Origin of the sequence: Caulifigura coniformis (genome assembly GCF_007745175.1) — a bacterium.
Lineage (GTDB): Bacteria > Planctomycetota > Planctomycetia > Planctomycetales > Planctomycetaceae > Caulifigura > Caulifigura coniformis.
This window is the reverse complement of sequence record NZ_CP036271.1, coordinates 939,923-962,724: the sequence shown is the minus strand read 5'-3', so window position 1 is coordinate 962,724 and position 22,802 is coordinate 939,923. Positions and strand designations below refer to the sequence as shown.

Sequence of the window (22,802 nt, the reverse complement as noted above, 5' to 3'; positions counted from 1 at the left end):
CCATCAGTGCCGCACGAACTCGGACTCCACGGTCATCCGTCCGTCGTCTTGGAGGGAGATCAAGCTCACCGAATCGCCGGCCATCCCATAGTCACCCTGATATTCCGGCCGAGTCGTTCGACCGCTAGGACCGCACGACGCTACATTGTCCAGGGGCGGATTGCGGGCTTGCTATCGTCGGAATCGCTCGAGCATGCCTTCGTCTTACGACTCTGCGCCAGAATCCATCTGTATTATCATTCGCGCAACTATGACCCAGTGAAGGAACGGCCAATGGAGATCAAGCTGTCCGTGCCCGATGACGTCGTTGACGCAGTAGCAAAGCGGTTCCCCGACAAGAATAACAAAAAGGCCGTCGCAGCGGCGGTCGCTCAACTTGCCTTCCACGACTGGGCCGACTGGTTGAGCGCGCACACGCGACACCGAACCATCTCGGCGATGCATCAAGCGCGAATCCGCGCGATCTTCGCCCACCCAGACCTTTACGCTGGGAAGTCCGTCAAACGCGGAACGTTGTTTAATCAGTGGAACATTCCGTACGGTGAAGCTTCGTATATCGAACGTGTGTTCGCCGAGATGGAGCTTCCTCACCTCATTCGCACCGCCCTGAAAGCGATTAAGACTGAGTTAGGCGAACAGCTCAAGGAGTGGGGTGAGACGCCAGTCGAGCAACGTGAGCAAACTCAGCAGTTTACGGTGGAAGTCGACAAGTATGGTCAGAATTTGCTGCAAGCGCTGATGCAAGACGCCAAAGAGCAAGGTCTTACCATGGCTCCATCGGAACGCTCCAGTGCCGTCAACGGATATTACAGCTACACATTTGTGGTCGAGGAGGCGAAAGAGGTGTTGGTCCGCTGCGAACAACAGCTTAAGAGGTACGAGTAATGGGCACTTCAGATTTGTTGTCGTTGTTTGGCTATTACATGGGGATAATTGCATTCCTCTTTGCCTTGTTCACAGCCCGGATTGATGAATGGGCGAATGAAGTGCTTGAATTCTGTGATGACTGGGATCCGGCGCAGCAAAAGTCGAATTCTCTTGTAAAACGACAGCAAGATAGGAAGAAGAAGCGGTTGCTCAACGTGGCTCCTTTGTTCGCATTGTGGGCTCCCCTAGGGCTGGCAGCTCTCTTCGCGTCACTTGGTGGCTACGCAATTTACAAGGCAAGTAATGGCGTCAACAGAATTGAGGTTTCCTTATACCTGATACTGCCAGCGTTGGTCCTAATGGTTCTCCACTTCTGTCATGGGCGATCGACGATCAAGGAGAGCACTCACGAGCTCGACAAACTTAAGGGCTAGTCCGTGCCTCGTCCCAATCCTCTCAAGGCTCCGGAAAAGGCGTTGCGCGCCCTCGTCGGAGACGAGGTCTACCAGGCACTGCGTGATCGGTTCCTTGGCTTCAAGCCTCGCGGTTACCAAGCACTTGTCGTGCAGGATGCGACGGATCTACTTGCCAAAAACGGCGATGGGCTTCTCTTGCTCGATCCAGGACTCGGAAAGACGCTGGTCAGTCAACTCACCTTCGCTGCACTTCATGAGAGAGATCCGGACTTCTGGCAACGATGTCTGATTTTAGTTCCCAGTCGACTGCTTCGGGATCAGCACTTCTTGGCCGCGGAGTGGTTGGCGGGGATTCTTCCCGCGGCAAATGTCGATGATCTGACGTGTCGATCTGCCGGGAAGTTGCTGAAGGCGTGTGAACGTGCACGAATCGTCATCTCGACGCCGAAACGCCTCGCTAATGCGATGAACCGTGACTTCCGCCTTCGGAAGCTGGTTCAGTCGATACCGCTTTGTGTGGTTGACGAATTTGACGCACACGCGGCTGAGGATCTGGATTCCGAAGGAGAACCCGTCGGACGTCTCAGTGAAGCCTGTAGCAGGTTGATAAACGAACTGCGTACCTCAAATGCGAGGTTCTTGTGCATGAGCGCCACGAAAAGGCAGGCTGCCGAGATTTGGGAAAGCTTGTTCACATTCACTGAGATCACCCCACCAAGGACAGCCATCGCGCAGTTCTCGGCGTTTCTAGATTTCCGAATCGTCGACATCGAGGACGTCGAGGTCGCAGCCATGGCCGAGCGCGTCGGGCTAGTGGTTACTGACACGCTCAGGAAAATCCGGCACAATGTGACGCGCGAGTTTCTCGTTGAGCCGGGATTGGATCCGGCCTCATTGTCTCGCCAGGGGTCGCAGATCGCGGTGGGCAAACGTCAGCATCTCGATTTTGCAGGTGCGTCCGGAATGCCGCAGCGTGTGCCGGTGAACCGGGCATTGCGAAGTCTGCTTGGTCGCCTCATGAAGGCGTTCGCAGAACGGCTGTTCCTTTTCGAGGGACGTCTGGCACACGTGGCATGCCAGGTTTATGAGCGGATCGCAACGAGCGACGACGGCACTCGATTGCGCGTGGAGTCAGTCAGGTCCGTCGAATACAGCACCGCCGCTGTTGACACGGCCAAAGTCCGCTGGATTGTGAGCCGACTAGAACACGGTCGCCATGTTCGAACGATAGTCATGGTGCGCAACACAGACGTTGGTGCGTATCTCAGTGCTCGTTGTGCCGCCGCGGGAGTAGCGTGTGTCCGATTGTGGGGCGAGATGGGCGACTCGGAACGCAGGAATGCAATTGCACGCCTTCGTAATGGTTCGGTCCGGGTTGCGATTGTGAATCGAAACATGGGAGGCCGCGGCTTCGACCTGCCGTTCATCGACGAGGCCATCTTCGTGAGTCCGAAATCTTCACATGAGGCGATGTGGCAAGAGGCGCTGCGAATCCGGAGTACACGAAAACGCGTAAAGCCGGCCTTCGTCCTCGTCTTTCGGAGGACTGAGGAAAGCGATAAATGTGCTCGCCTGCTTCAGAGCATTGAAGCCAACCCGAAAGAGTTCAGTGCAAAGGTCACTAAGGTGAGTGCAGAAGGCTCTGAATGAAGGCAGCTATCGCGCTCTTCGGCGGGAGTCCCAACTGTGTGACAGTTAAAGCATCGGCTAAATCGGCATCCGGTCTATGGATGTGTACGGAACACCAAGCCATGTCGCATTCGCGGGTTACGACGTCTCTGGACTTGGCCTCAAACAAGTGCAAGCGTCGGCCTCCAAGTCCGATTGCATTTCACTCGCTGGTCTTCACTTCACTGAAGTGCTGGCGCGACGACGCCGGACATGGTAGTCATCGCGACATGACACCACGGGCCGGGCCATGACGGAATCGCTCGATCGCAGCTTTGGACTTACCATCGCCTTTCTGCTGCCGGGCTTCGTCTGCCTGTGCGGCTTCAGCAACTTCTCCCCAACTCTCACCGCCTGGATGTCCAGCGAACCAAGTCGTGACCCGAGCGTGGGCGGTTTTTTGTACGTGGTGATGGGCTCGCTGGCGGCTGGCCTCACTGTGAGCGCCGTGCGGTGGGCCGTCATTGACCAGATCCACCACGCAACCGGGCTGAGTCTGCCCGACTTCAATTTCTCGAGGCTGACGGAACATCTGCTGGCCTTCCAACTGGCCGTCGAACACAACTACCGGTACTTTCAGTTCTACGCCAACATGGCAGTCGCACTGGTCGTTTTCAGCGTGTGCCATCAAGCGGCTCTGGGCCTGTGGTCATGGCCAGGCTGGCTCGGCTTCCTCGGACTGGAAACGGTCCTGATCGCCGCCTCACGGGACTCACTCGGACGCTTCTACTCACGAGTGGGGCTGGTCTTGGGAACACGAGACGAGCTTGTCGAGTGAGCAGATACTCGCTTGGACCGCCGCAGGTATTCGGAGACGAATACGTCGAGCGGATGATTCAACGCCCTGCAGAACGCCTGGAGCTGCACTAAGTCCAGGCGTCGCTCCCCTCGTTCGCACTTGCTGACGTAGGACTGGGTCTCATCGAGGAGAACAGCCAGTTCCTGCTGGGTGACACCGGCGCTGACGCGAACGCCCCGCAGCATAGTTCGGAGAACTTCGTACTCGGCCGTGAAGACTGACTTTTCCACAGAAGACCGTTGCTGAAGGTTTCTGCGGACACTAAAGTCCAATCTGGAATAGTCCAAAATGGACTAACGGGTATGTTCTCTCGCCTTCTCCGTCAGGAGCTTCACATGACCAATGGCAGTCACCCCCACGGCAAAAAGATCGCTGCGAAGTCCACAGGCAACGGAGGGAAGAGCGGCCGCAAAGGCGCTGCGAAAAGCGCCGGGAAGTAATCGCTTTGATGAAGCCGGTGCGATGGCTCTCGCAACAGGTGACGACGGAGGTTCACCTCGCCGGCGCGCTTCCTGCAGGCGCCTCTATTGGCGAGAAGAAACGCGGGAGTCAGTACTGGAGAGTCGGACGAGCGGTCAGCGATGACCGTAAAAGTGGTGTGACTCAGGTCAGCCCTGGCACCCTGAGTAACGAGGCGTTGAAAAGTGGCCGGCTTTGAGTTGGTCCTAAAACTCCCCAACAACCTCACCGCCCGAGCGAGTTCCCAGCCTGCGCCAGACCTGTAAGTCGATGTTCTCGCTAACGGCTCTGACGGACCCATCCACCAAGAGCGTCTGGACGATTCCCTCGTGGTGACTGCGAGCCGGGAGCGCGGCGTAGGCGACGCGCGTGGCATGCGTTCCTTCCCGCCAGGAAACGAAGTCGATGTCGTACTCGACGCCGCCCACGGAATGGGGAATGCGAGTGTTCGGTCCGAAGGTGGTCGTGAAGCCGCTCTGCTGACACAACCCGTCGGCCCATTCGGTGTGACCGGTATTCAGCTGTAATGAATTCCCGATGCAACAGCCGTCTCCGCTGAGCCCGGAGGCAAATGACGGGCTGGCCGGGGGAGTCGCGCCGGGATCGGTCGAAATATTCCGCAGGTAGGGCGTAAACGTCTTGGCTTCCGAAGCACACAAGGTGTTGCTCATGCCGTCACTGAAATCAGCGGCGCGCATCCGGCTGTTTGGAAAGAAGGCCCCGTCGCTGCCACTGCCGTTCGTCGGGTCATAGATCTTCCAGGTCCCGAAATTGACGACGTAGCTGGCGGGATAATCGCGAGGGACGCCAGTTGACGGGTTGATCCTGACAACATCGTTCGGTTCGCTCGGGCACAAGTACGTCGGAACTCGGGTTGTGGCAACGTTCACCTGTGTGGAGTAGGCGACGCCCCAGTTGATCAGACTCTGGAGATTAGCCTGCTCGAGATACGGGAGGATCCGGGCGAATACCGACCACTGGCCTCCGACCGTGGTCGTCACTCCCGGGACAGTGCAATAGCTGGGCGGGAAGGCCGAGAACGAATCCAGGTAGTTGTGCAGCCCGAGCCCGATCTGCTTGATGTTATTCTTGCACGACGTCCGGCGCGCCGCTTCACGGGCCTGCTGGACAGCCGGTAAAAGCAGTGCAATCAGAATCGCGATGATGGCAATGACGACCAAAAGCTCGATCAACGTAAACGCGCGATGAGTGCGAAGCATGTTTCGAACCGACAATCCATGAATTTGGTTAATTAAATACATAAGTTTGATTAATCAAAATATCGAGGGTGAGTCGACTGTCAAGGACAGTCGGATGGTTTAGACTCTGATCTGGCGAGTGGTCCCTGCCGGAGGTCTGGATGGGGCCGCCAACAGCTTCCTGCGCCGGATCAATATCACTCCGGCCGAATTCCTAGCTCCACTGCACGTCCTACGCACAGTCTGAAACCGATCGGCATTGGATCGGTAAAACGGTAAGCTCTTGATGGCTGGTGGATTCCGCTCCGATCGGACGGTCGGCGCGACTTTCCTCGCTCCTCGTTGTGGAAGCCCGCTGGCACTTTGGTGTTGTGACGCCCTCGACGGGCACCGTAGACTTCCCCGAGTCATTGGATATGGTCGAATCGACTTGCTCTCTCAAGCGGACACACTCTGCAACACGTTGACGCGAGGACTCGCGTTGTGGACGGCATTAATCGCGTCAATGCCGCGGGTCGGCTGCACCTGCTCGGATGGCACGACATTGCCGTACTGTGCTTCGGCGGCTGTCAGTTTGTTCGCGCAATACGATGAGGTAGAAACTCAAGCCTGCTGTGTGGGCTGCCATTGTTGTGATGGCGCTGAATCTACCAGCAGCGAGGTCCCGACTTGTCCGGTGTCGGGTCTGCCCTGCGAGGCGGTCATTACGTCGGCCAGCCCTACCACGCTCGTTGATGTCTTGGATGCACCAGCCCCGGCACTTTCCGAAGAAGTCTTACTCGTTAGTCGGTGTCCAGAAGTTGCGGCAGCCGAGCTGCGGGTCCCTGCTGATGATTCTGGCACACACTGGCTCAGTGCTTTGCTGGATTTAGGGCAATTGCTGCGCGTGTAGATCCTGCGCTGAGTTCGCGGTGAACGGCCTGTGCCGTTCTTTCGAGCCCGCCCCAGCCGGTTGATCACTTTATGCTTGGTATTCGACTTCTGCCGTGGGACTACGGCATTCGCAATCTGTTTCGCCGGCCAGGGCGCAGTCTGTTGACGCTCCTGGGCCTGGCCACGGTTGTGCTCCTGGTGCTGTTGGTCGTTGCTTTCGTTCGCGGACTGGAGACGTCACTCGCTGTGAGTGGTGACGCGGGCGTCATTTTGATCCATGCCTTGGGTGCCCAGGAAAACATTGAGAATTCCACGGTTCCCGGGAAAGGCGCTGCGGTGATTTCGGCCAGCGTCAGCGGCGTCAAACAACGCGAAGGCCAGAAGTATGTCTCGCCCGAGCTTTATCTCGGAACAGAAGTCATCACCGAGAGCTCTCCTGAAGCGGCCATGGGAATCGTCAGAGGAGTGACGCTTGGAGCGCCACTCGTTCGGCGAATGTTTCAGCTGCAGGAAGGGAAGTGGCCTGTCACCGGCGAAGCGATCATCGGACGCATGGCCGGGGCCAAGCTCGGCCGGCCGCTGGAAGATCTGGTGGTTGGCAAGACGGTCCGCTTCGAAGGCCGGGACTGGGTGATCAGTGGAACATTCTCAGCGGGAGGATCGGCTTTCGAATCCGAAGTCTGGTGTCCCGTTGACGACCTGCAGCAGGCGATGAAACGCCAGGATCTGAGCCTGATTTCGGTCGCCGTGGAAAGCGAGTCCGCTCTGAGCGATCTGCAGGAGTTCTGCAAGGAACGGGTTGATCTGGAATGGCAGGCGACGCCCGAAGCTGCGTATTACGCGTCGCTCAATCGGCACTATGGCCCGGTTCGAACGGTTGCCTGGCTGATCGTGGCACTCGTCTCAGGCGCCGGGGTCTTCGCCGGCATGAACACCATGTTCGGAGCAGTCGTCGGTCGCGTCCGCGAACTAGCGATGCTGCAGACGCTCGGCTTCTCCAGGCGAGCCATCGCTTTGAGCGTGATCCAGGAAGGACTGATTCTGTCGGCAGCAGGATCCATCATTGCCGCAGCGCTTGCGATCCTGCTGCTCAACGGCTTTGCCGTGCGATTCACGATGTCGGCGTTTGCGCTTCGCGTCGACGGCGTAGCCATCTTGACCGGTCTGTGTGTCGGCGTCGCCACGGGCGTCGTCGGCTCCATCCCGCCTGCGTGGCGTGTGCTTAAGCTTCCAGTTGTTGATGCGTTGAAAGCGGTCTAGTCGCCTGCGTGGGCAGGCATCACTCAGGAGAACGAAATGCGAAATCTTTCACTCAAACAGTTCGCGATGCTTCTTGCGCTTGGTTCCACCCTCAGCGTGGGAGGGTGCTCGTCCAGTACCCCAGAAGCGAAGAAGGACGCGGCCGTCGAAGCTCCCTTGAAGCCATCACCGGAAGGGGAAAAGCTCATCCTTGCAGCAATGCCCGAGCAGCATCAGACCGTGGTCCAGGCCCGTGAGAAAGTCAAAGACGGAGATGAAGTCGCGGTTCTCGGCCGCATTGGCGGAAGCACTGATCCCTGGGTGAAGGGTCGTGCCGCGTTCCAAATTGTCGACCCGACTCTAGTGCCGTGCAACGAGATTGAAGGGGATAGTTGCGAAACACCCTGGGACTACTGCTGCGATACAGACCGTCTTCCTAAGTCGATGGCCACGGTCAAGTTCGTCGACGAATCTGGCAAGACACTGGAGACCGATGCCCGGAAACTCCTCGGCGTTAAGGAACTGATGAGCGTTGTCGTGAAGGGCAAGGCTCAACGCGACGAGGCCGGCAATCTCACCGTGCTTGCTTCGAGCGTCTACGTGCATCCGGCTACCGCCCCGAAGGCGAAGAAGGCTGCTCATGGACACGATCATGACCACGACCACGATCACAAGCATGACCACGCCAAGGAGCCGGCTGCGAAGCCATGAGCGCCCTCAATCTGCGAGAGTTGGCCCTCGATCGAGCCGCCGGACCTGCAAGCATCCGGCGGCCTCGTAGGTCGCTGCTGCGCCTGCTGATCCCAATCGGCATCCTGCTTGGATTTGCGGCGGTCACGGCCTGGTCACTTCGCGACAGCTTGCTTGCCGCAACGCCGGTGACCGTTCTGCCGGTCATCGCCATCCGCGCGGAGGTACAGGCGATGGACACACCGCTCTTTCGGTCGGCAGGCTGGATCGAGCCGCGGCCGACTCCTGTCATTGTGAGCTCACTCATTGACGGCATTGTCGAAGAGCTGTCTGTCGTTGAAGGCCAGGAAGTGAAAGCCGGAGATCCGGTTGCAAAGCTTCTTCGGGCCGATGCGGAGATTGCAGTCAGGCAAGCTAGAGCGGAACTGGCCCTGCAGCGATCCGGAATGGACTCCGCTCAGGCCAAGCTGAAGGCCGCTGAGACCTACCTCAAGGAGCCGATCGAACGGATCTCGATGGTCGCGGCGGCCGACTCGGAAGTTGCCAAGACCGAGTCGATGCTCAACCGTATTCCGGCAATGTTGCAGGCAGCCGAGGCTAGAGCAGAGCAGGCTCGGAATGAAGTCGAGAGCAAGACGAAAGCCGGGCAGGCGGTGGCTTCGATCATGGTGACTCGGGCCGAAAGCGAGCTCGCTGTGGCGAATGCCAACATCGCCGAACTCAAAGCCCAGCAAGAGTCACTGGCCAGAGAGCGGGCCGCTTTGGAGCGGCGGCGGGACACGCTACGCCGTCAGCTGGAATTGAAGATCGAGGAGCAGCGTCAGTTTTCGGAAGGCCTGGCGGCCGTGGACGCCGCCAAGGCTCAGGTCGAACAAGCCGAAGCCAAGTTGGCCGCAGCTGAACTGCAGCTGTCACGTACAGTGATTACTGCTCCGATCACCGGAAAGGTTCTGTCCCTTGCAGCCCGGCCGGGTACCAAGCTGATGGGGCTCGCACCGGGCGCACTGCAGGACGCGAGCACCGTCGTCACGATGTACGATCCCGCGCAGCTACAGGTTCGCGCTGATGTGCGTCTTGAAAATGTTTCTCAGGTCCTGCCCGGCCAGAAGGTTCAGATTGCCACGCCGGCGGTCTCCGGCTCGGTGACAGGCCGAGTCCTGGCGATTACGTCGCTCACTGACATTCAGAAGAACACGCTGCAGGTCAAGATCGCTCTCGAGACGCCGCCCGCCGTCCTGAAGCCCGACATGCTGGTCGAGGCGGTGTTTCTCGCGCCGCCGACGCCGACCTTGCATGTCGGTGAGCCGCCGTTGCGCCTAGTGATTCCACGATCGCTGGTCGATACGAGTTCCCCGGAACCGATGGTCTGGATTGCGGATCGGCATACCGGCACTGCCCGACGACGGCTCGTGACGCTCGGGCAGGCGGTTCAAAACGACCTCGTGGAAGTCACTGCCGGCCTGAGCGTTGGCGACCGGCTGATCGCCTCCGGCCGCGAACTGGTGAAGGACCGCCAGCGAATCCAGATTCGCGGCGAGGAATCAGCGTCAAACTCCGCAACCACTGCAAAGCCGGTGACTGCCACGCCATCGCGACTGTAGGAATGAAGGAAACCGATCATGTCACTGGTTGAAGTCGATCACGTCACCAAGGAATACCGCAAAGGTGACCAGATCATCACGCCGTTGAAGGAAGCCTGCCTTCAGGTCGAGCGCGGACAGTTCCTGTCCCTGATGGGAGCGAGTGGTTCCGGTAAGAGCACGCTCTTGAATCTGCTCGCAGGCATTGATCGTCCGACTAAGGGACGAATCGTGGTGAACGGCACAGAGATCACGCAGCTTTCACGAACCAGGCTCGCTAAGTGGCGGGCCGAGAACGTGGGCTACATCTTCCAGATGCACAATCTGGTGCCTGTCCTCACCGCCTGGGAAAACGTGGAGTTGCCGCTACTTCTGCTGCCCCTATCACGGGCGGAGCGAGAGCGCCGAGTGCAAATCGCAATGGAAGCAGTCGGCCTTTCCGACCGTGCGGACCACTATCCCAGGCAGTTGTCCGGCGGTCAGGAGCAGCGAGTTGGCATCGCCCGGGCACTCGTCGCGAACCCGACGATCATCGTCGGCGACGAACCAACAGGGGACCTCGACTCGGAAACTACGCAGCAAATCCTGGAGTTACTTCAGCAGCTCAACACCGAGCTTGGAATGACGCTGCTGATGGTGACGCACGATGCCCAAGCAGCGCAGACAGCTTCGCGTCGCCTGCGGCTGATCAACGGACAGCTGGTCGAGCAAGCGTCGCGCGAGTTGGTGGAGGTGTGACCATGTTTCGATTTGCCCCGTACGTCCTGAAAACATTGTGGCGTCACCGGACGCGGACGGCGCTCACCGTCAGCGGCACTGCCGTCGCGCTCTTCGTTTTCGCCTTTGTGAGTGCAATCCAAGAGGGGATGGACCGACTGGCCAACGATCAGGCTGCCGATCAGTCGCTGATTGTCTTTCAGGCCAATCGCTTTTGTCCGAGCACGAGCAAACTGCAGGACGGTTACGCCGATCGCATTCGCAAGATTGAAGGAGTCAAGGACGCGGTTCCCATCAAGGTCTACATGAACAATTGTCGGGCGAGCCTGGACGTCGTGGTCTTCAACGGCATGCCGCCGGAGAAGCTGCGCACGTTTCGCGACCTCACGCTCCTGCAAGGAGATTGGGCGACCTTTGAGAAGCAGCGCGATGCGGCGCTCGTGGGCCAATCGGTGTTCAACCGCCGGAAACTCAAGCTGGGCCAGAAGTTTTCGATTGGCATGTTGACGGTCACCGTTTCCGGTGTGTTCAAATCCACGTCCCCCGGTGAAGACGCGATGATCTTCACGCATCTGGAGTTTCTGCAGCGGACGAAAGGTCTCGCTTCGGTGGGCACGTGCACGCAGGTCGAAGTGGCGCTCGCACCGGGAGCTGATCCCAAGAAAATCGCAGCGACCATCGACGACTTGTACCGTGGCGGACCGGTACCGACGGACACTCGTACTCGGGGCGTGTTTCAGGCGAAAACCGTTGGTGATCTGGTCGAGCTGGTTGGATTCACGCAATTGCTGGGATTCGCCTGCGTTGGATTGGTGCTCGCTCTGGTGTCGACGACAACGATAATGGGCGTTCAGGACCGCATCAATGAGCACGCGGTCCTGCAGACACTGGGCTGCACGAGTCTTCGCATCTTCCGGCTCGTCCTCGCCGAAAGCAGCTTGGTGAGCCTGATCGGTGGACTCGTCGGCGTTGCCGCTGCCCTGATCACCTTGCACGCCACACAACTGTCGCTGGGGACCGAAGGAATCTTGATCTCGTTTCTGCCGTCCACTCGTCTTGCGATTACGGGAGTGGTCGTTTCAGCCGCGGTGGGAGTTGTTGCCGGCTTGATTCCGGCATGGCAAGCGGGACGAGCGGACATCGTTTCAGCTCTTCGCAGTTAACTTCTTTCAAATCCGTGCGAGGTGCACGGATGGTTTCAGTACGGATGCACTGAATGGAAATGCAATGACTTCAAGTCGACGAGGAATTCTCCTGATGACGGTCGGCCTGATCGTTGGTCTCACCGGTCTACCCAGCAACGCCTCGGATACGGCAAAGTCGACCGTAGTGACTGTTGGCGAGATGTGCGGCGGGTGCGTGAAGAAGATCACGACCCGGCTAGAGAAGGTGCCCGGAGTCGCCAAGATTGAATGCGACATCCCGATGAAAACGGTGACTGTCACGCCGGCCGCCGGTAAAGAACTAAAAGCAACAACTCTTTGGGATGCGATGGCGGAGATTAGCAAGACCCCCAAAAAGATGGTCAGTCCGGCTGGGACGTTTACAACCCGGCCCAAGAGCTAATAGGTCCTCGGTCAGCCGATGCGAGCGAAAGGAAAGGCCTCAGCAGTCCGGGGGCCTTTCAATTTCCTTAAGCACGCACACCAAGCTGACATTTCACTCTGCGGCCTACAAGGTAGAACGCCTGATGGAGCAAGTGCAATTTCGCGTGTTCGGAATGGACTGCGCTGAGGAGGTAACCGCGCTGCGGGGGGCGTTGGACTCACTCAATGGCGTGCAAAACTTCGGCTTCGACATTCTGAACGGCAAAATGACGGTCGACTTCGACCAGTCACAGATCACACGGGATGACATCGGAAAGATTGCCGCACAGCTGACCGGTTTGAGATTGGAACAATGGAACGGGGAAGGTCCGACGGGCGGCGATGCGGGAGGCTGGACACGCTGGGGTCGGACGACGATGACAGTCGCCAGCGGCGCATTGCTGGCAGCAGGTTTTCTCGCGCACACAGCCATTCGAGGTTTCTCATCGGCCTTTCGTGGCGGCGAAGAGGTGGCTTTGCCCCCGGCCGTGAAACTGCTTTATGTGGTCTCTGCCATCTGCGGAGCATGGTTCGTTGCGCCGAAGGCCTGGCACGCTCTTCGCCGCTGTCGGCCTGATGTCAACCTTCTGATGATCGTCGCCGTTACCGGTGCAGTTCTGATCGGCGAATACCTCGAAGCGGCAATGGTGGCCTTCTTGTTCGCCGTGTCGCTGGCACTGGAATCGTGGAGTATCGCCCGGGCGCGGCATGCCATTGCGGCGCTTATGACGCTCGCGCCGGACACCGCGACGCAGATTGATAGCGCGGGTCAAGAGTGCACTCTTCCGGTCGCGGACGTGATGGTCGGAAGCCGCCTCATCGTGCGCCCGGGGGAAAAAGTCCCGCTCGACGGAAAAGTCATCAAGGGAGAGTCGACAGTCAATCAGGCTCCCATTACCGGGGAGTCGCTGCCGGTCGCCAAGGCGCCGGGTGCCGTCGTCTTTGCAGGCACGATTAACGAGGAAGGCGCTCTGGAAATCGAATCGACGAAGCCGGCCAACGATACGACGCTTTCGCGAATCATCCGAATGGTAGGCGATTCCCAAAGCCAGCGTTCACCAAGCGAGCAGTGGGTTGAGAAGTTTGCGAGCTATTACACACCTGCGATTTTCGCGACTGCTCTAGCGGTGATGATTCTTCCGCCGCTCTTCAGCGGGATCTGGGGACTGTGGTTTTACCGCGGACTAGTTCTGCTAGTCATTGCGTGCCCTTGTGCGCTCGTCATTTCGACACCGGTGAGCATCGTCGCCGCATTGACATCGGCGGCGAAGGCTGGAGTGCTGGTAAAGGGTGGGCCGGCACTCGAAGCACCGGCTCACCTGAAAGCGGTGGCCATCGACAAGACGGGAACGTTGACGATCGGACAGCCCGGCGTGCGGCAAGTCGAGGCCCTCGCCGGCCATGATTCGGAAGACGTGTTACGGATTGCGGCAGCGATTGAGCGACGCTCCGAGCACCCGCTGGCGCGAGCGGTGCTTAGGGCGGCGTCTGCACGGGGCATCGAGCCCGCCGCAGCCGACGACTTCCAAGCCATCAAAGGGAAAGGCGCCACAGCCAAGGTCGACGGAGTGGAGTACTGGCTGGGATCGCATCGGATGCTGGATGAACGACGGCTTGATGAAGGGAATCTGCACGAGCGAATTCTTCAAGTCGAGAACGACGGCTCCAGTGTCATTGTTCTCGGCACGAACACTCTAATCCTGGGTTGGATTGCACTGGCCGATTCGATTCGCCCGGAAGCTCGCGCGGCAGTCGAGTCGATTCGTGAGGCCGGAGTCGAGCATGTCATTATGCTAACGGGCGACAACCGGGGAACTGGCGAAGCGATCGGGCGGCTCGCGGCCGTCGACGAGGTGCGGACCGAGTTACTGCCCGAGGATAAGGTGGCCGCCATTAAGGAACTTGTCGCGAAATATGGACATGTCGCGATGGTTGGTGACGGCGTCAACGATGCCCCGGCGATGGCGCTGGCGAGCCTGGGGATCGCTATGGGAACTGTCGGCACAGACGCGGCACTGGAGACGGCGGACGTGGCTTTGATGCGAGACGACTTGTCGATGGTGGGCTGGCTGATCCACCACTCTCGAAGAACGCTGACGATCATCCGTCAGAACATCTATTTCTCACTCGGGGTCAAAGCGCTGTTTTTGCTGCTCACCATGTTCGGGCGCGCTTCCCTGTGGGCTGCGATCGCCGCCGACATGGGGGCATCGCTGCTCGTAATCTTCAATGGCCTGCGATTACTCAACTCAAGTCCGCGTGCGCAATTGTAAAGTCCTCTGGACAACAGCAGGGGAGTTAGTAACTGCTTCCAGCGGAACGTCTGGCCCTTGTGTTGATGAACGCTCTGACAGAAGGAATCGCCTGTATCCGATCGCGACCGCGATTCTTGGCGGTGTCATCAGTTCGGCACTACTTGACTTCTTTGTGCACTCAGCGCGGTTCTGGTTGTATGGGCTGAGAGCCGCGCAGCGTGTGATCTCCGAAGCCGATCAGAAGATTTCGCTGATCTGGCGTCATGCTTCGCTGAGAAAGGGAGCCCGCGACTGGATCTCAGTCGCGGGCCCGCTGGTTTAACTCACCTCGCTCTTACAGCGGCTTTCCAAGCGATCGACGGTAGGCACTCTGTTCACCGATGAAGCCAGGCGATGCGTACGGTCGGGCTGAGTATCTATACCCGCCCGTGGCGGCCGGTGACCCGCCAAATTGGTATCCGCTGCGGTAGCGATATACCTGACTACCCCCGGCGTTCGGTACCGAATACGCCGAGCCCTCTGAACCCTGGACGCGGCCGCACTGTGCTGAGGCCGGGCTGGAGGTCGTGAGCAGCCCTGCGGTCACAAGCGCAGCTGTCGTTGATATGGACTTGAAGGAAAACATGGAACTGCCTTTCAGGAAATGAGCGTGTAACGCGTCTCCCCAGAGATTTGCCACAAGCTCCGAGCGGTCGATGGGAAAAGTTCGATAACGGCTCGCACAGGGACGGGAGTCCACCGCGGAGCGCTAGCGAGAGTAAGAGAGCGGAAACGGCAACGCGGGAGGCGAGGTTGGGTCGCCTCTGCAGTGCAGCGCTTCTAGATCAGCAAATGGCCAAGCAGAATGATCCGATCCGGAGGCGGCGGCAGATCGGCTGGCGAGACAACATGAACAATCCGCTGTTCTAATGCCGTCGAAGAATCTGCGACTGAGACGGCGCACCCGGCGGTCTGTTCACCAGCTTCAGCGCGCGAGACCGAGTCTCGGGCTGAACCGTCGCGGAAGTAGAAACATCCTCTGCAGTGGTGAGTGTTCAGCTCACTGCCGCGCGTATCCGAGTCGGACTGGTGTGTCCGCCGTTGCGATGCAGACAATGCCGCACGACAGCATGGAGCCAAGAGGCTGCAAGGAGCGGCGTGTTCAGTGGCGAAGTTACAGCCGCAGAAGCTGTTACCGCTTGCTTCCACACAGCGACAACGCACTTGCGGGATGCCAGAAACGACGGTCAGCGCCAGTAGAAAGCAAGCGCATGAGGCCCGCAGAAGCGCCAGTGTTGAAATCATGACGTCGCGTCGCCTTTCCGGCCGCGATCGCTCCCCACTCAGAGTATATCGACGGTCTACGGCGGAGGCTTGGTTTTTTTCTACGCTGTGAAAGCTTTTCGCGATCGCTCTGAATTAACCTGATTGATGGCCAAGGTCGGCATAGATTGTGCAATCCTGGAATCTTCCGGGGCTTGGGGAGCCGCTGCGGTTTTGCAACGTAAGGAGGAAGTCGTGCGAACTATTTTTGCTGCCAGCGCGTTGGCCGTGCTCACTCTACTCGCGTCCGTTGTTGCCCAGGACAAGAAGCCGGCTGGAATAGCTCCTGCCCCGCAAGCTACTCAACCGCACGCGACGCATGGGCAGGGAGACATGGTCAAAAGTATGTCGGAAATGAACGACATGATGGCCAAGCACCTTGGCAAGAAAGATCCGGAGTTCGAGAAGCGCTTTATCGACCTGATGATTCCCCATCACGAAGGTGCTGTGGTGATGGCACAGCAGGCGCTTAAGGAAGCTAATCGGCCGGAGCTAAAGAAGATGGCCGAGGAGATCATTGCTGCGCAGGAAAAGGAGATTGAGCAGCTGAAGAAATGGCGCCGCGACTGGTACGGTCAGAAGCAGCCTTAGCATCCTTGTCCTTGGTGAGGACCGCTTACTCGACTGGTCGTAGCGAGCAGTCGAGAATCCCAAAAGGCGATCAGGCAAGGAGATGCAGGACCTCCTTGCCCAATCGTCCTAGACGCAACGACAGCGACAGGTACCGATCCAACTCGTCGCTGCGTTTACCCTCTCGGGAGCGAACTGGTGGCAATTTGCACACGCCAGTCCCCCGAAAGCGTCATCAAAACCGGTTCCGGTTGTGCCGATTGTGATGGCGGCGCCGAAACTGCCGCGCTGATGAACTCGGATAGTCGATCTTTAGAGAGGGACGGAGATGAACGGTCTCTCCCGAACCCACCTGTCGCTAACGCCCAGGAGCCCAATCCAAGGACGGATTGATGTGCGGCCTTCTCGCTACCGGCATGCGTGCCCCCCTGCTGGCGATCCTGTTCGTTTGCGCCGGGTGTCGCTCCGCGCGCCCAACGATCCCGCTCGCTGGTCAGCCCCGCCAGACGCCGGAGAGCACTTCGATTGCCGATGAAGCCCCCGTCGAAAGGGCGTCGGATGGTGAACTTGCCGGGGCTTCTCGTCCGTCAGACTCCGTCGAGCGGGCTCGCTCCATCAGCTTCGAAAGCGACTCTCTGAAGAGCTCGCAAGATCAAGTATCGCACCTTGACGGAGTAGATGAGCTCTCTGTCGACTGGATGGTGTCGGAAGTATTGCGCCGCAATCCAACCCGGCAGGCCGCCATCGCGGCGTGGCAAGCGACCTCGCAACGGTATCCGCAGGAGATCGCTCTCGACGATCCAATGTTCGAAACGATCATTGGACCACGTGGGCTTGCATCGGATCAGGTCAACGGCGCTTACATGGTGGGCGTCTCGCAAAAGCTCCCTTGGACCGGGAAGCGGGCACTTCGCGGAGAATCGGCTCTGTGGGAACAAACGGCCGCCCAGTGGGATGTTGCAGATGTCGAACTGCGGCTGACAGAGGCGGCCAAGCTGGCTTTCTACGAGTACTATCTCGCCACGCGAAAGCTCGAAGTACGGCACGACAGCGAGCAGCGGTTGAAGGCCTACCGTGAAACCGCCCTGTCCAAGTATGAGACCGCCCAGGTCACTCAGCAGGATGTGTTGCAGACCGATGTGGAGCTGGCGCAGCTGGAACGGCGACGGATTGAGCTTCAGCGCGAACAACAGATCGCCGCGGCGAAGATCAACACGCTGCTGCATCGTCCTCCGGAGACTGCACTGCCACCGGCCCCCATGCGTCTGGACGCCGATCGGGCGGTGTTATCGGCGACCGCGCTACACCAGATTGCGGTTCGCTGTCGTCCGGATCTGACGGCGATGTCCGCGAGGATTCAGTCCGAACGCACTGCGATCGAGCTTGCCTGCAAGGAGTTTTATCCCGACTTCGAAGTCATGGCTCGTTACGACGCTTTTTGGCAGGAGAAGCCGCTTCGGCCGATGGTGGGAATGAACGTCAACATCCCGTTGAACCAATCACGACGGCACGCGGCAGTCAACGAGGCGACGTTCCGGTTGAACAAGATGTGTGCGGAGTACTCCGCGGCCGTTGATGCGACACGGAATGACGTCCAAGCGACGTGGGAAAAACTCGATGCCAGTCGTCAGGTCGTCGCACTGTATGAGCAGTCCATACTCAAGACGGCGGAATCGAACATTGAGTCCGCAGAGGCTGGCTATGTCGCCGGAACCGTGGACTTCCTCCGATTGGTGGAGGCCCAACGCCAACTAATCGATTTGCGGGAACAGTACCACGAGGCGGTCACGGAGTACCGGTCAAGACTCGCAGAATTGGAACGGCTGGTTGCCCAACCGATTCTGGAGACGCACGGGCCAGTGCCTGCTGCGTCCCCTTCGGCACCGGACGCGCCCGAGGAGACTCTGCCGTAAGCGGCGGTGATCTCGTTCGCGTCAGATTGCAACGTTCCGTAAAAACTTCGCTGCGACTTCAGGCAGCACCGTGTTGATCGACATCCCACTGCCTAATTCGAAGCCGGCAGAAGTCGTCAGTCGCGGCAGGATTTGAACGTGCCAGAGGAAATAGGCCTTGTTCTCGTCACCGCGAGGCGCTGTGTTGAACGTCAGGTTATAGGCGGGATTGTCGAGTCCTCGATGCAGCCTGAGCAGGACGCTTTGAAGGATTTCCGCGAGTGGCCCCAAGTGTTGCGGGTCAACCCCGGCGAATGACGCTTGATGGTGTTTGGGGAGGATCCAGACTTCGAAGGGCAACCGGGATGCGAAGGGAACGATCGCAGCAAACTCGGCGTTTTCTACGACGACTCGATCCGGCTCCCGAAGTTCCTCAAGCAGCAGCCGGCAGTACAGGCAGTCGCCTGTTTGATCAAAAAACTCCGTCGCCACCTGATGCTTGATCCGGAGTAGTTGCGGCACGACGGGAGTCGCGATGAGTTGACAGTGAGGATGCCGAAGCGATGTCCCGGCGAGCTCACCATGATTCCTGAAGATTACGATCGCCTGAAAACGGTGATCCTCCAGCAGGTCGATGTATCGGAACCGCAGCGTCTGCAGCAGTCGCTCGACTTGGTCAACAGGCTGGTCAGCAAGTGACCGCTCATGGTCAGGCGACTCGATGATGACCTCGTGGGCTCCGCAGCCGCCCATGGCACGAAACAGCAGTCGTTGTTCGCTCCGCCGATGGTCTTCTTCGATCCGGAGTGCCGGAAAGTTGTTGGCAACGACGCGGACGCTCCAGCCCGGTGTATCGCGAGCGGAACCACCGCGCACGGCATAGATCTCCGGGCCTGTCCGCGATTCGTTTCCGGGACAGAACGGACACCCCTCCTGAGAGGCACCCGGCGCTTCGCTGTCGTGCTCTGACTTCTTCCAGTCGTGCGGGCGCCGCACTCGTTCCGGAGCGAAAATGACCCAGTCGTGTGTGGTCACATCCTGGCGAAGTAAGGACATGGGGGGTCGCTTCATTCTCCAACGGTGATTGTCGTCTCAACTGGGGTTCGGCGACGTTGTCATGAGTGCGCGACCTCGCCGTTCTGCGGTGTTCTGTTTCGTATTCGCTGCTTGAGCTGCCACTCTTTGACAAGGCAGTACAGGCAGGGAATCACGAACAGCGTGATCAGAGCCACGGACATGCCACCAACGCTCGGGATGGCCATGGGCTGCATGATGTCCGAGCCACGTCCCGCGTGCAGGAAAATTGGGGCCAGGCCGAAGACCGTCGTCACCGTGGTCATCAGACAGGGGCGAATCCGCTTCAGTCCCGCCTCAATGACGAGGTCTCGAACGCCTTGGACGGTCTCCGGATGTCTCTCACGAAACAGGTCTTCGAGATAGGTCAGCATCACCACACTGTCGTCGTCTGAGACGCCCACCAGAGCGATGAAGCCCACCCACACTGCGACGCTCAGATTTGCACCATAAAGCTGCAGGCCGATAAACCCTCCCGAGATGGAGACCGCGATGTCCATCAGGACCAGCAAGACCAGCCACCATTTTCCAAAGGCAAAATACACCGAGAAAACCATGGCCAGGAGAACCAGCGGCATCAGAATCGAGAGCCGCTCCATCGCTCGCTGTTGATTCTCAAACTGTCCTGACCATTTCCAGTAATAACCTGGCGGCACGATGAGCGTTGCCTCTGCGTGCCGACCCGCGGCCACCTGTCCGTCGCTGCGTGTTCGTTCGGCTTGCAGCAGTCGTTCGGCATCTTCAACGACGCTGATCTCATCGCGATCTCGCGTGTTCAACGTCACGTATCCGACGAGCAGGCCATCCTCGCTCTTTATCTCCTGTGGTCCGATGCTGTAGGCCAACTTCGCGACCTGGGCGATCGGAACCTGCGCCCCTGACGCCGTTGGGACGAGGACGTGCTCGAGATCATCGAATCGTTCTCGCATTTCGCGTGGATAACGAACACGAACCGGGTATCGTTCCCGCCCTTCCACGGTGGATGTGATTTGTTCGCCGCCAATGGCAATTTCAATGACGTCCTGAATATCGCGGATGCTGACGCCATACCTCGCGGCGGCCTCGCGGTTGATCTCGTACTCCAGATACGGCTTGCCCACGAGCCGGTCGGCAACGACATCGACGGTCCCCGGCACCTTTTTGAGGATCTGCTCCATCTGCAGCCCGACTCGTTCAATCTCGTGGAGGTCGGAGCCATAGATCTTCACGCCCATCATTGCGCGGAATCCCGTCTGCAGCATCACGAGTCGCGTCTGAATGGGCTGGAGCCAGGTGGGCAGGACACCGGGAATCGCGGCCTGTCGGTTCAGGTCCTGAAGAATCTCTGCTTTGGTGATCCGGCGCTCTTCCGGCCAGACAGTTCGCAGAGCAGGCCGGCACCAGTCCAGCCAGCTCGTGTCGCTGTGCCAACGCGGATCCGGCAGCACTCGCCATTCCTCTTCCGGCCGCAGCGTCACGATCGTCTCGATCATGCTGATGGGGGCGGGGTCGAGCGATGACTCCGCTCGTCCCACTTTGCCAACAACGTCCTTCACTTCCGGCACATCGCGAATGGCAATGTCCTGCCGCCTCACCACTTCCTCCGCGATCGTTAAGGAAGCCGAGGGAAGCACTGAAGGCATATAGAGGAACGAGCCTTCGTCCAGCGGAGGCATGAATTCCCGCCCGATGCCCGGAAAGGTTTGCTTGAGTCGTTGCCAGGCGACGGTCATGGTGACGTCGTAGCCCATCGATCTCGACAGCGATGACACGGGGGCACCGACGACATCCAGACCCAGCCACACCGTAAAACCGAGGGCGATGACCGCCGTGGGGAGCACCAGAAACGTCGCCTTATTGTTCAGCACCCAGCTCAGGATTGGTCTGTAGATCCGGAAGATCCCGCGCGAGACGGGGTTCTCATCGAGCGGAATGAGTCGCTCGCGTCCCATCCGGTAAACCATTAAGCCAACCATGCAGGCCACGCCGAGCGTCGTCGGCCAGCCGCTCCACGCGGATGGAAGCTGGAAAAAACCTGTGATCGTCAGCCGCATGACGATCAATGTGGCCAGCGCTGCCCCGCCGCCGAACAACAGCGCACGTCGGCGAGGCCAGGAGACCGGTTTCAACAGGTAGTAGCAAAGAACTGGAACGACGGTGATGGCGAGAATCACCGACGCCGCGATTGCAAATGTCTTGGTATAAGCGAGCGGCCGAAACATCTTGCCTTCAGAGCCCGTCAACGCGAACACCGGAATGAAGGAGACGACGGTATTGACGACCGCGGTCACGATGGCCCCGCCGACTTCTGTGGCGGCGTCGTACACAACGTCGAAGTAGGGCCGACCGCGATCTGTCGTCAGCCGGCGATAGATGTTCTCCGTCATGATGATGCCCATGTCGCTGACATCACCGATCGCAATGGCCAATCCGGCCAGCGACATGATGTTGCTGTCCACGCCCAGCCAGTACATCGCCGCAAAACTCATGGCGAGTGCCACAGGCAGCGTCGGAACAATTGTAAGCGTGCTGCGCAGATGCAGCAGAAACAGGGCGACAATCAGCGTCACGACGATCGACTCTTCGATCAGGTTATCGCGGAGCGTCGCCATGGTTTCGTGGATGATGTCCGTACGGTCGTAATACGGCACAAGTTTGACCGGCACCGACTTTCCAGACGGCAAGGTCACGCGCAGCCCGGGCGCGATCTCGGAGATCTTTTGCTTGAGGCGATTGATGACCGCCAACGGGTTCTCGCCGTACCGCATCAACACGACGGCGCCCGTGGCCTCACGACCGGCATTGTCGAGCGCGCCGCGCCGAAATTCGGGGCCGAGCTGGACCGTCGCCACATTCTTGACGTAGATCGGCGTCCCCTCCTCCTGCCGAATCACGACGTTTTCAAGATCCTGCACGCCGCGGACAAAGCCTTTGCCGCGAACGAAGAACTCATAGCGGTTGGCTTCGACGACCTTGGCTCCGACGTCGATGTTGCTGCGTCGAACCGCTTCGAAGACGTCCATCAGACTCACCCGATGCGCTCGGAGTTTCTCTGGAATGACGTCGATCTGGTATTCGCGGACATATCCGCCGAGCGTCGCCACTTCCGTGACGCCTTCCACGGCCTGAAGCTGGTAGCGGATGTACCAGTCCTGCAGCGACCGGAGGCTCGCCAGATCGGCCCCTTCGGCTTCCAGCGTGTAGTAGAACACTTGCCCGAGGGCAGTCGCGTCCGCGCCCAGTGTTGGCAACACGCCTTGAGGCAAGCGGCCCGCAGCAACATTCATGCGCTCCAGCACGCGCGATCGAGCCCAGTAGTAATCGACTTCATCTTTGAAGACGATAAACACCATCGAAAAGCCGAAGCCCGAGAACGACCGGATTGTCTTCACGCCGGGAGTCCCGGACAGGCCGACCGTCAGCGGATACGTGATCTGGTCTTCGACGTCCTGCGGGGAGCGGCCCGGCCACTCGGCCAGCACGATGACCTGCTTCTCACCGATGTCCGGAATGGCGTCGATCGGAATATTGGTGATCGCGTAGTACCCGATGGCCATCACAATGACGGTCACGAGCATCACGAAAAACCGATTCCGTAGACACCAGCCAATCACGAGGTTGACCATGGGCTCACTCT

At 59.1% G+C, this 22,802-nt stretch carries 17 protein-coding genes; 13 read left to right on the top strand and 4 right to left on the bottom strand.

Annotated elements, in window-relative coordinates:
- Positions 1-273: 273 nt before the first annotated feature.
- From Pan44_RS03835 to Pan44_RS03820, 4 genes are all read left to right on the top strand, one after another.
- A complete protein-coding gene (locus Pan44_RS03835; protein ID WP_145027419.1) occupies positions 274-885 on the top strand; it encodes a hypothetical protein in 612 nt (203 codons plus the stop codon).
- Entirely contained in the window at positions 885-1,301 is a 417-nt protein-coding gene (locus tag Pan44_RS03830) for a hypothetical protein (RefSeq protein WP_145027417.1), read from the top strand. The genes Pan44_RS03835 and Pan44_RS03830 overlap by 1 nt, the downstream gene beginning before the upstream one ends.
- Positions 1,302-1,304: 3 nt before the next feature.
- The gene (locus Pan44_RS03825; RefSeq protein WP_145027415.1) at positions 1,305-2,933 is read left to right on the top strand and encodes a DEAD/DEAH box helicase; all 1,629 of its coding nucleotides are present in this window, start codon (positions 1,305-1,307) and stop codon (positions 2,931-2,933) included.
- Positions 2,934-3,201: 268 nt separating this feature from the next.
- Positions 3,202-3,729, top strand: coding sequence for a hypothetical protein (locus Pan44_RS03820; protein WP_145027413.1), 528 nt, complete (start codon positions 3,202-3,204; stop codon positions 3,727-3,729).
- Here Pan44_RS03820 and Pan44_RS28190 read toward each other — a convergent pair.
- Together Pan44_RS28190 and Pan44_RS03810 are read right to left on the bottom strand one after the other, a co-directional pair.
- Entirely contained in the window at positions 3,678-3,935 is a 258-nt protein-coding gene (locus Pan44_RS28190) for a helix-turn-helix domain-containing protein (protein ID WP_145027411.1), read from the bottom strand. The genes Pan44_RS03820 and Pan44_RS28190 overlap by 52 nt on opposite strands.
- 480 nt (positions 3,936-4,415) lie before the next feature.
- Positions 4,416-5,429: a DUF1559 domain-containing protein gene (locus Pan44_RS03810; RefSeq protein WP_145027409.1), complete on the bottom strand. Its 1,014-nt coding sequence runs from the start codon at positions 5,427-5,429 to the stop codon at positions 4,416-4,418.
- Between the two features lie 942 nt (positions 5,430-6,371).
- On the opposite strand from Pan44_RS03810, the gene Pan44_RS03805 reads away from it, so the two are divergent.
- The 9 genes from Pan44_RS03805 (at position 6,372) to Pan44_RS03765 (ending at position 18,133) form a co-directional block, all read left to right on the top strand.
- A complete protein-coding gene (locus tag Pan44_RS03805; RefSeq protein ID WP_145027407.1) occupies positions 6,372-7,541 on the top strand; it encodes an ABC transporter permease in 1,170 nt (389 codons plus the stop codon).
- Positions 7,542-7,577: 36 nt separating this feature from the next.
- A complete protein-coding gene (locus Pan44_RS27230) occupies positions 7,578-8,231 on the top strand; it encodes a hypothetical protein (protein ID WP_197453829.1) in 654 nt (217 codons plus the stop codon).
- Entirely contained in the window at positions 8,228-9,811 is a 1,584-nt protein-coding gene (locus Pan44_RS03795; protein WP_145027405.1) for an efflux RND transporter periplasmic adaptor subunit, read from the top strand. The genes Pan44_RS27230 and Pan44_RS03795 overlap by 4 nt, the downstream gene beginning before the upstream one ends.
- An 18-nt stretch (positions 9,812-9,829) precedes the next feature.
- Positions 9,830-10,528: an ABC transporter ATP-binding protein gene (locus Pan44_RS03790; RefSeq protein WP_145027403.1), complete on the top strand. Its 699-nt coding sequence runs from the start codon at positions 9,830-9,832 to the stop codon at positions 10,526-10,528.
- A 2-nt stretch (positions 10,529-10,530) separates the two neighbouring features.
- Complete coding sequence (locus Pan44_RS03785; RefSeq protein ID WP_145027401.1) at positions 10,531-11,670, top strand: ABC transporter permease; 1,140 nt, start codon at positions 10,531-10,533, stop codon at positions 11,668-11,670.
- A 94-nt stretch (positions 11,671-11,764) separates the two neighbouring features.
- Positions 11,765-12,073 (top strand): heavy-metal-associated domain-containing protein, encoded by a 309-nt coding sequence (locus Pan44_RS03780; protein WP_145027399.1) that lies wholly within the window; start codon positions 11,765-11,767, stop codon positions 12,071-12,073.
- Between the two features lie 124 nt (positions 12,074-12,197).
- Complete coding sequence (locus tag Pan44_RS03775; protein WP_197453828.1) at positions 12,198-14,366, top strand: heavy metal translocating P-type ATPase; 2,169 nt, start codon at positions 12,198-12,200, stop codon at positions 14,364-14,366.
- 1,392 nt (positions 14,367-15,758) lie between these two features.
- Positions 15,759-16,241, top strand: coding sequence for a DUF305 domain-containing protein (locus Pan44_RS03770; RefSeq protein ID WP_145027397.1), 483 nt, complete (start codon positions 15,759-15,761; stop codon positions 16,239-16,241).
- A gap of 677 nt (positions 16,242-16,918) precedes the next feature.
- On the top strand, positions 16,919-18,133 hold the full coding sequence (locus Pan44_RS03765; protein ID WP_197453827.1) for a TolC family protein: 1,215 nt from the start codon (positions 16,919-16,921) through the stop codon (positions 18,131-18,133).
- A 21-nt stretch (positions 18,134-18,154) separates the two neighbouring features.
- Here Pan44_RS03765 and galT read toward each other — a convergent pair whose 3' ends face one another.
- The gene (gene galT / locus Pan44_RS03760) at positions 18,155-19,168 is read right to left on the bottom strand and encodes a galactose-1-phosphate uridylyltransferase (RefSeq protein WP_197453826.1); all 1,014 of its coding nucleotides are present in this window, start codon (positions 19,166-19,168) and stop codon (positions 18,155-18,157) included.
- A gap of 59 nt (positions 19,169-19,227) precedes the next feature.
- A complete protein-coding gene (locus Pan44_RS03755; RefSeq protein WP_145027391.1) occupies positions 19,228-22,791 on the bottom strand; it encodes an efflux RND transporter permease subunit in 3,564 nt (1,187 codons plus the stop codon).
- Between the last annotated feature and the right edge of the window lie 11 nt (positions 22,792-22,802).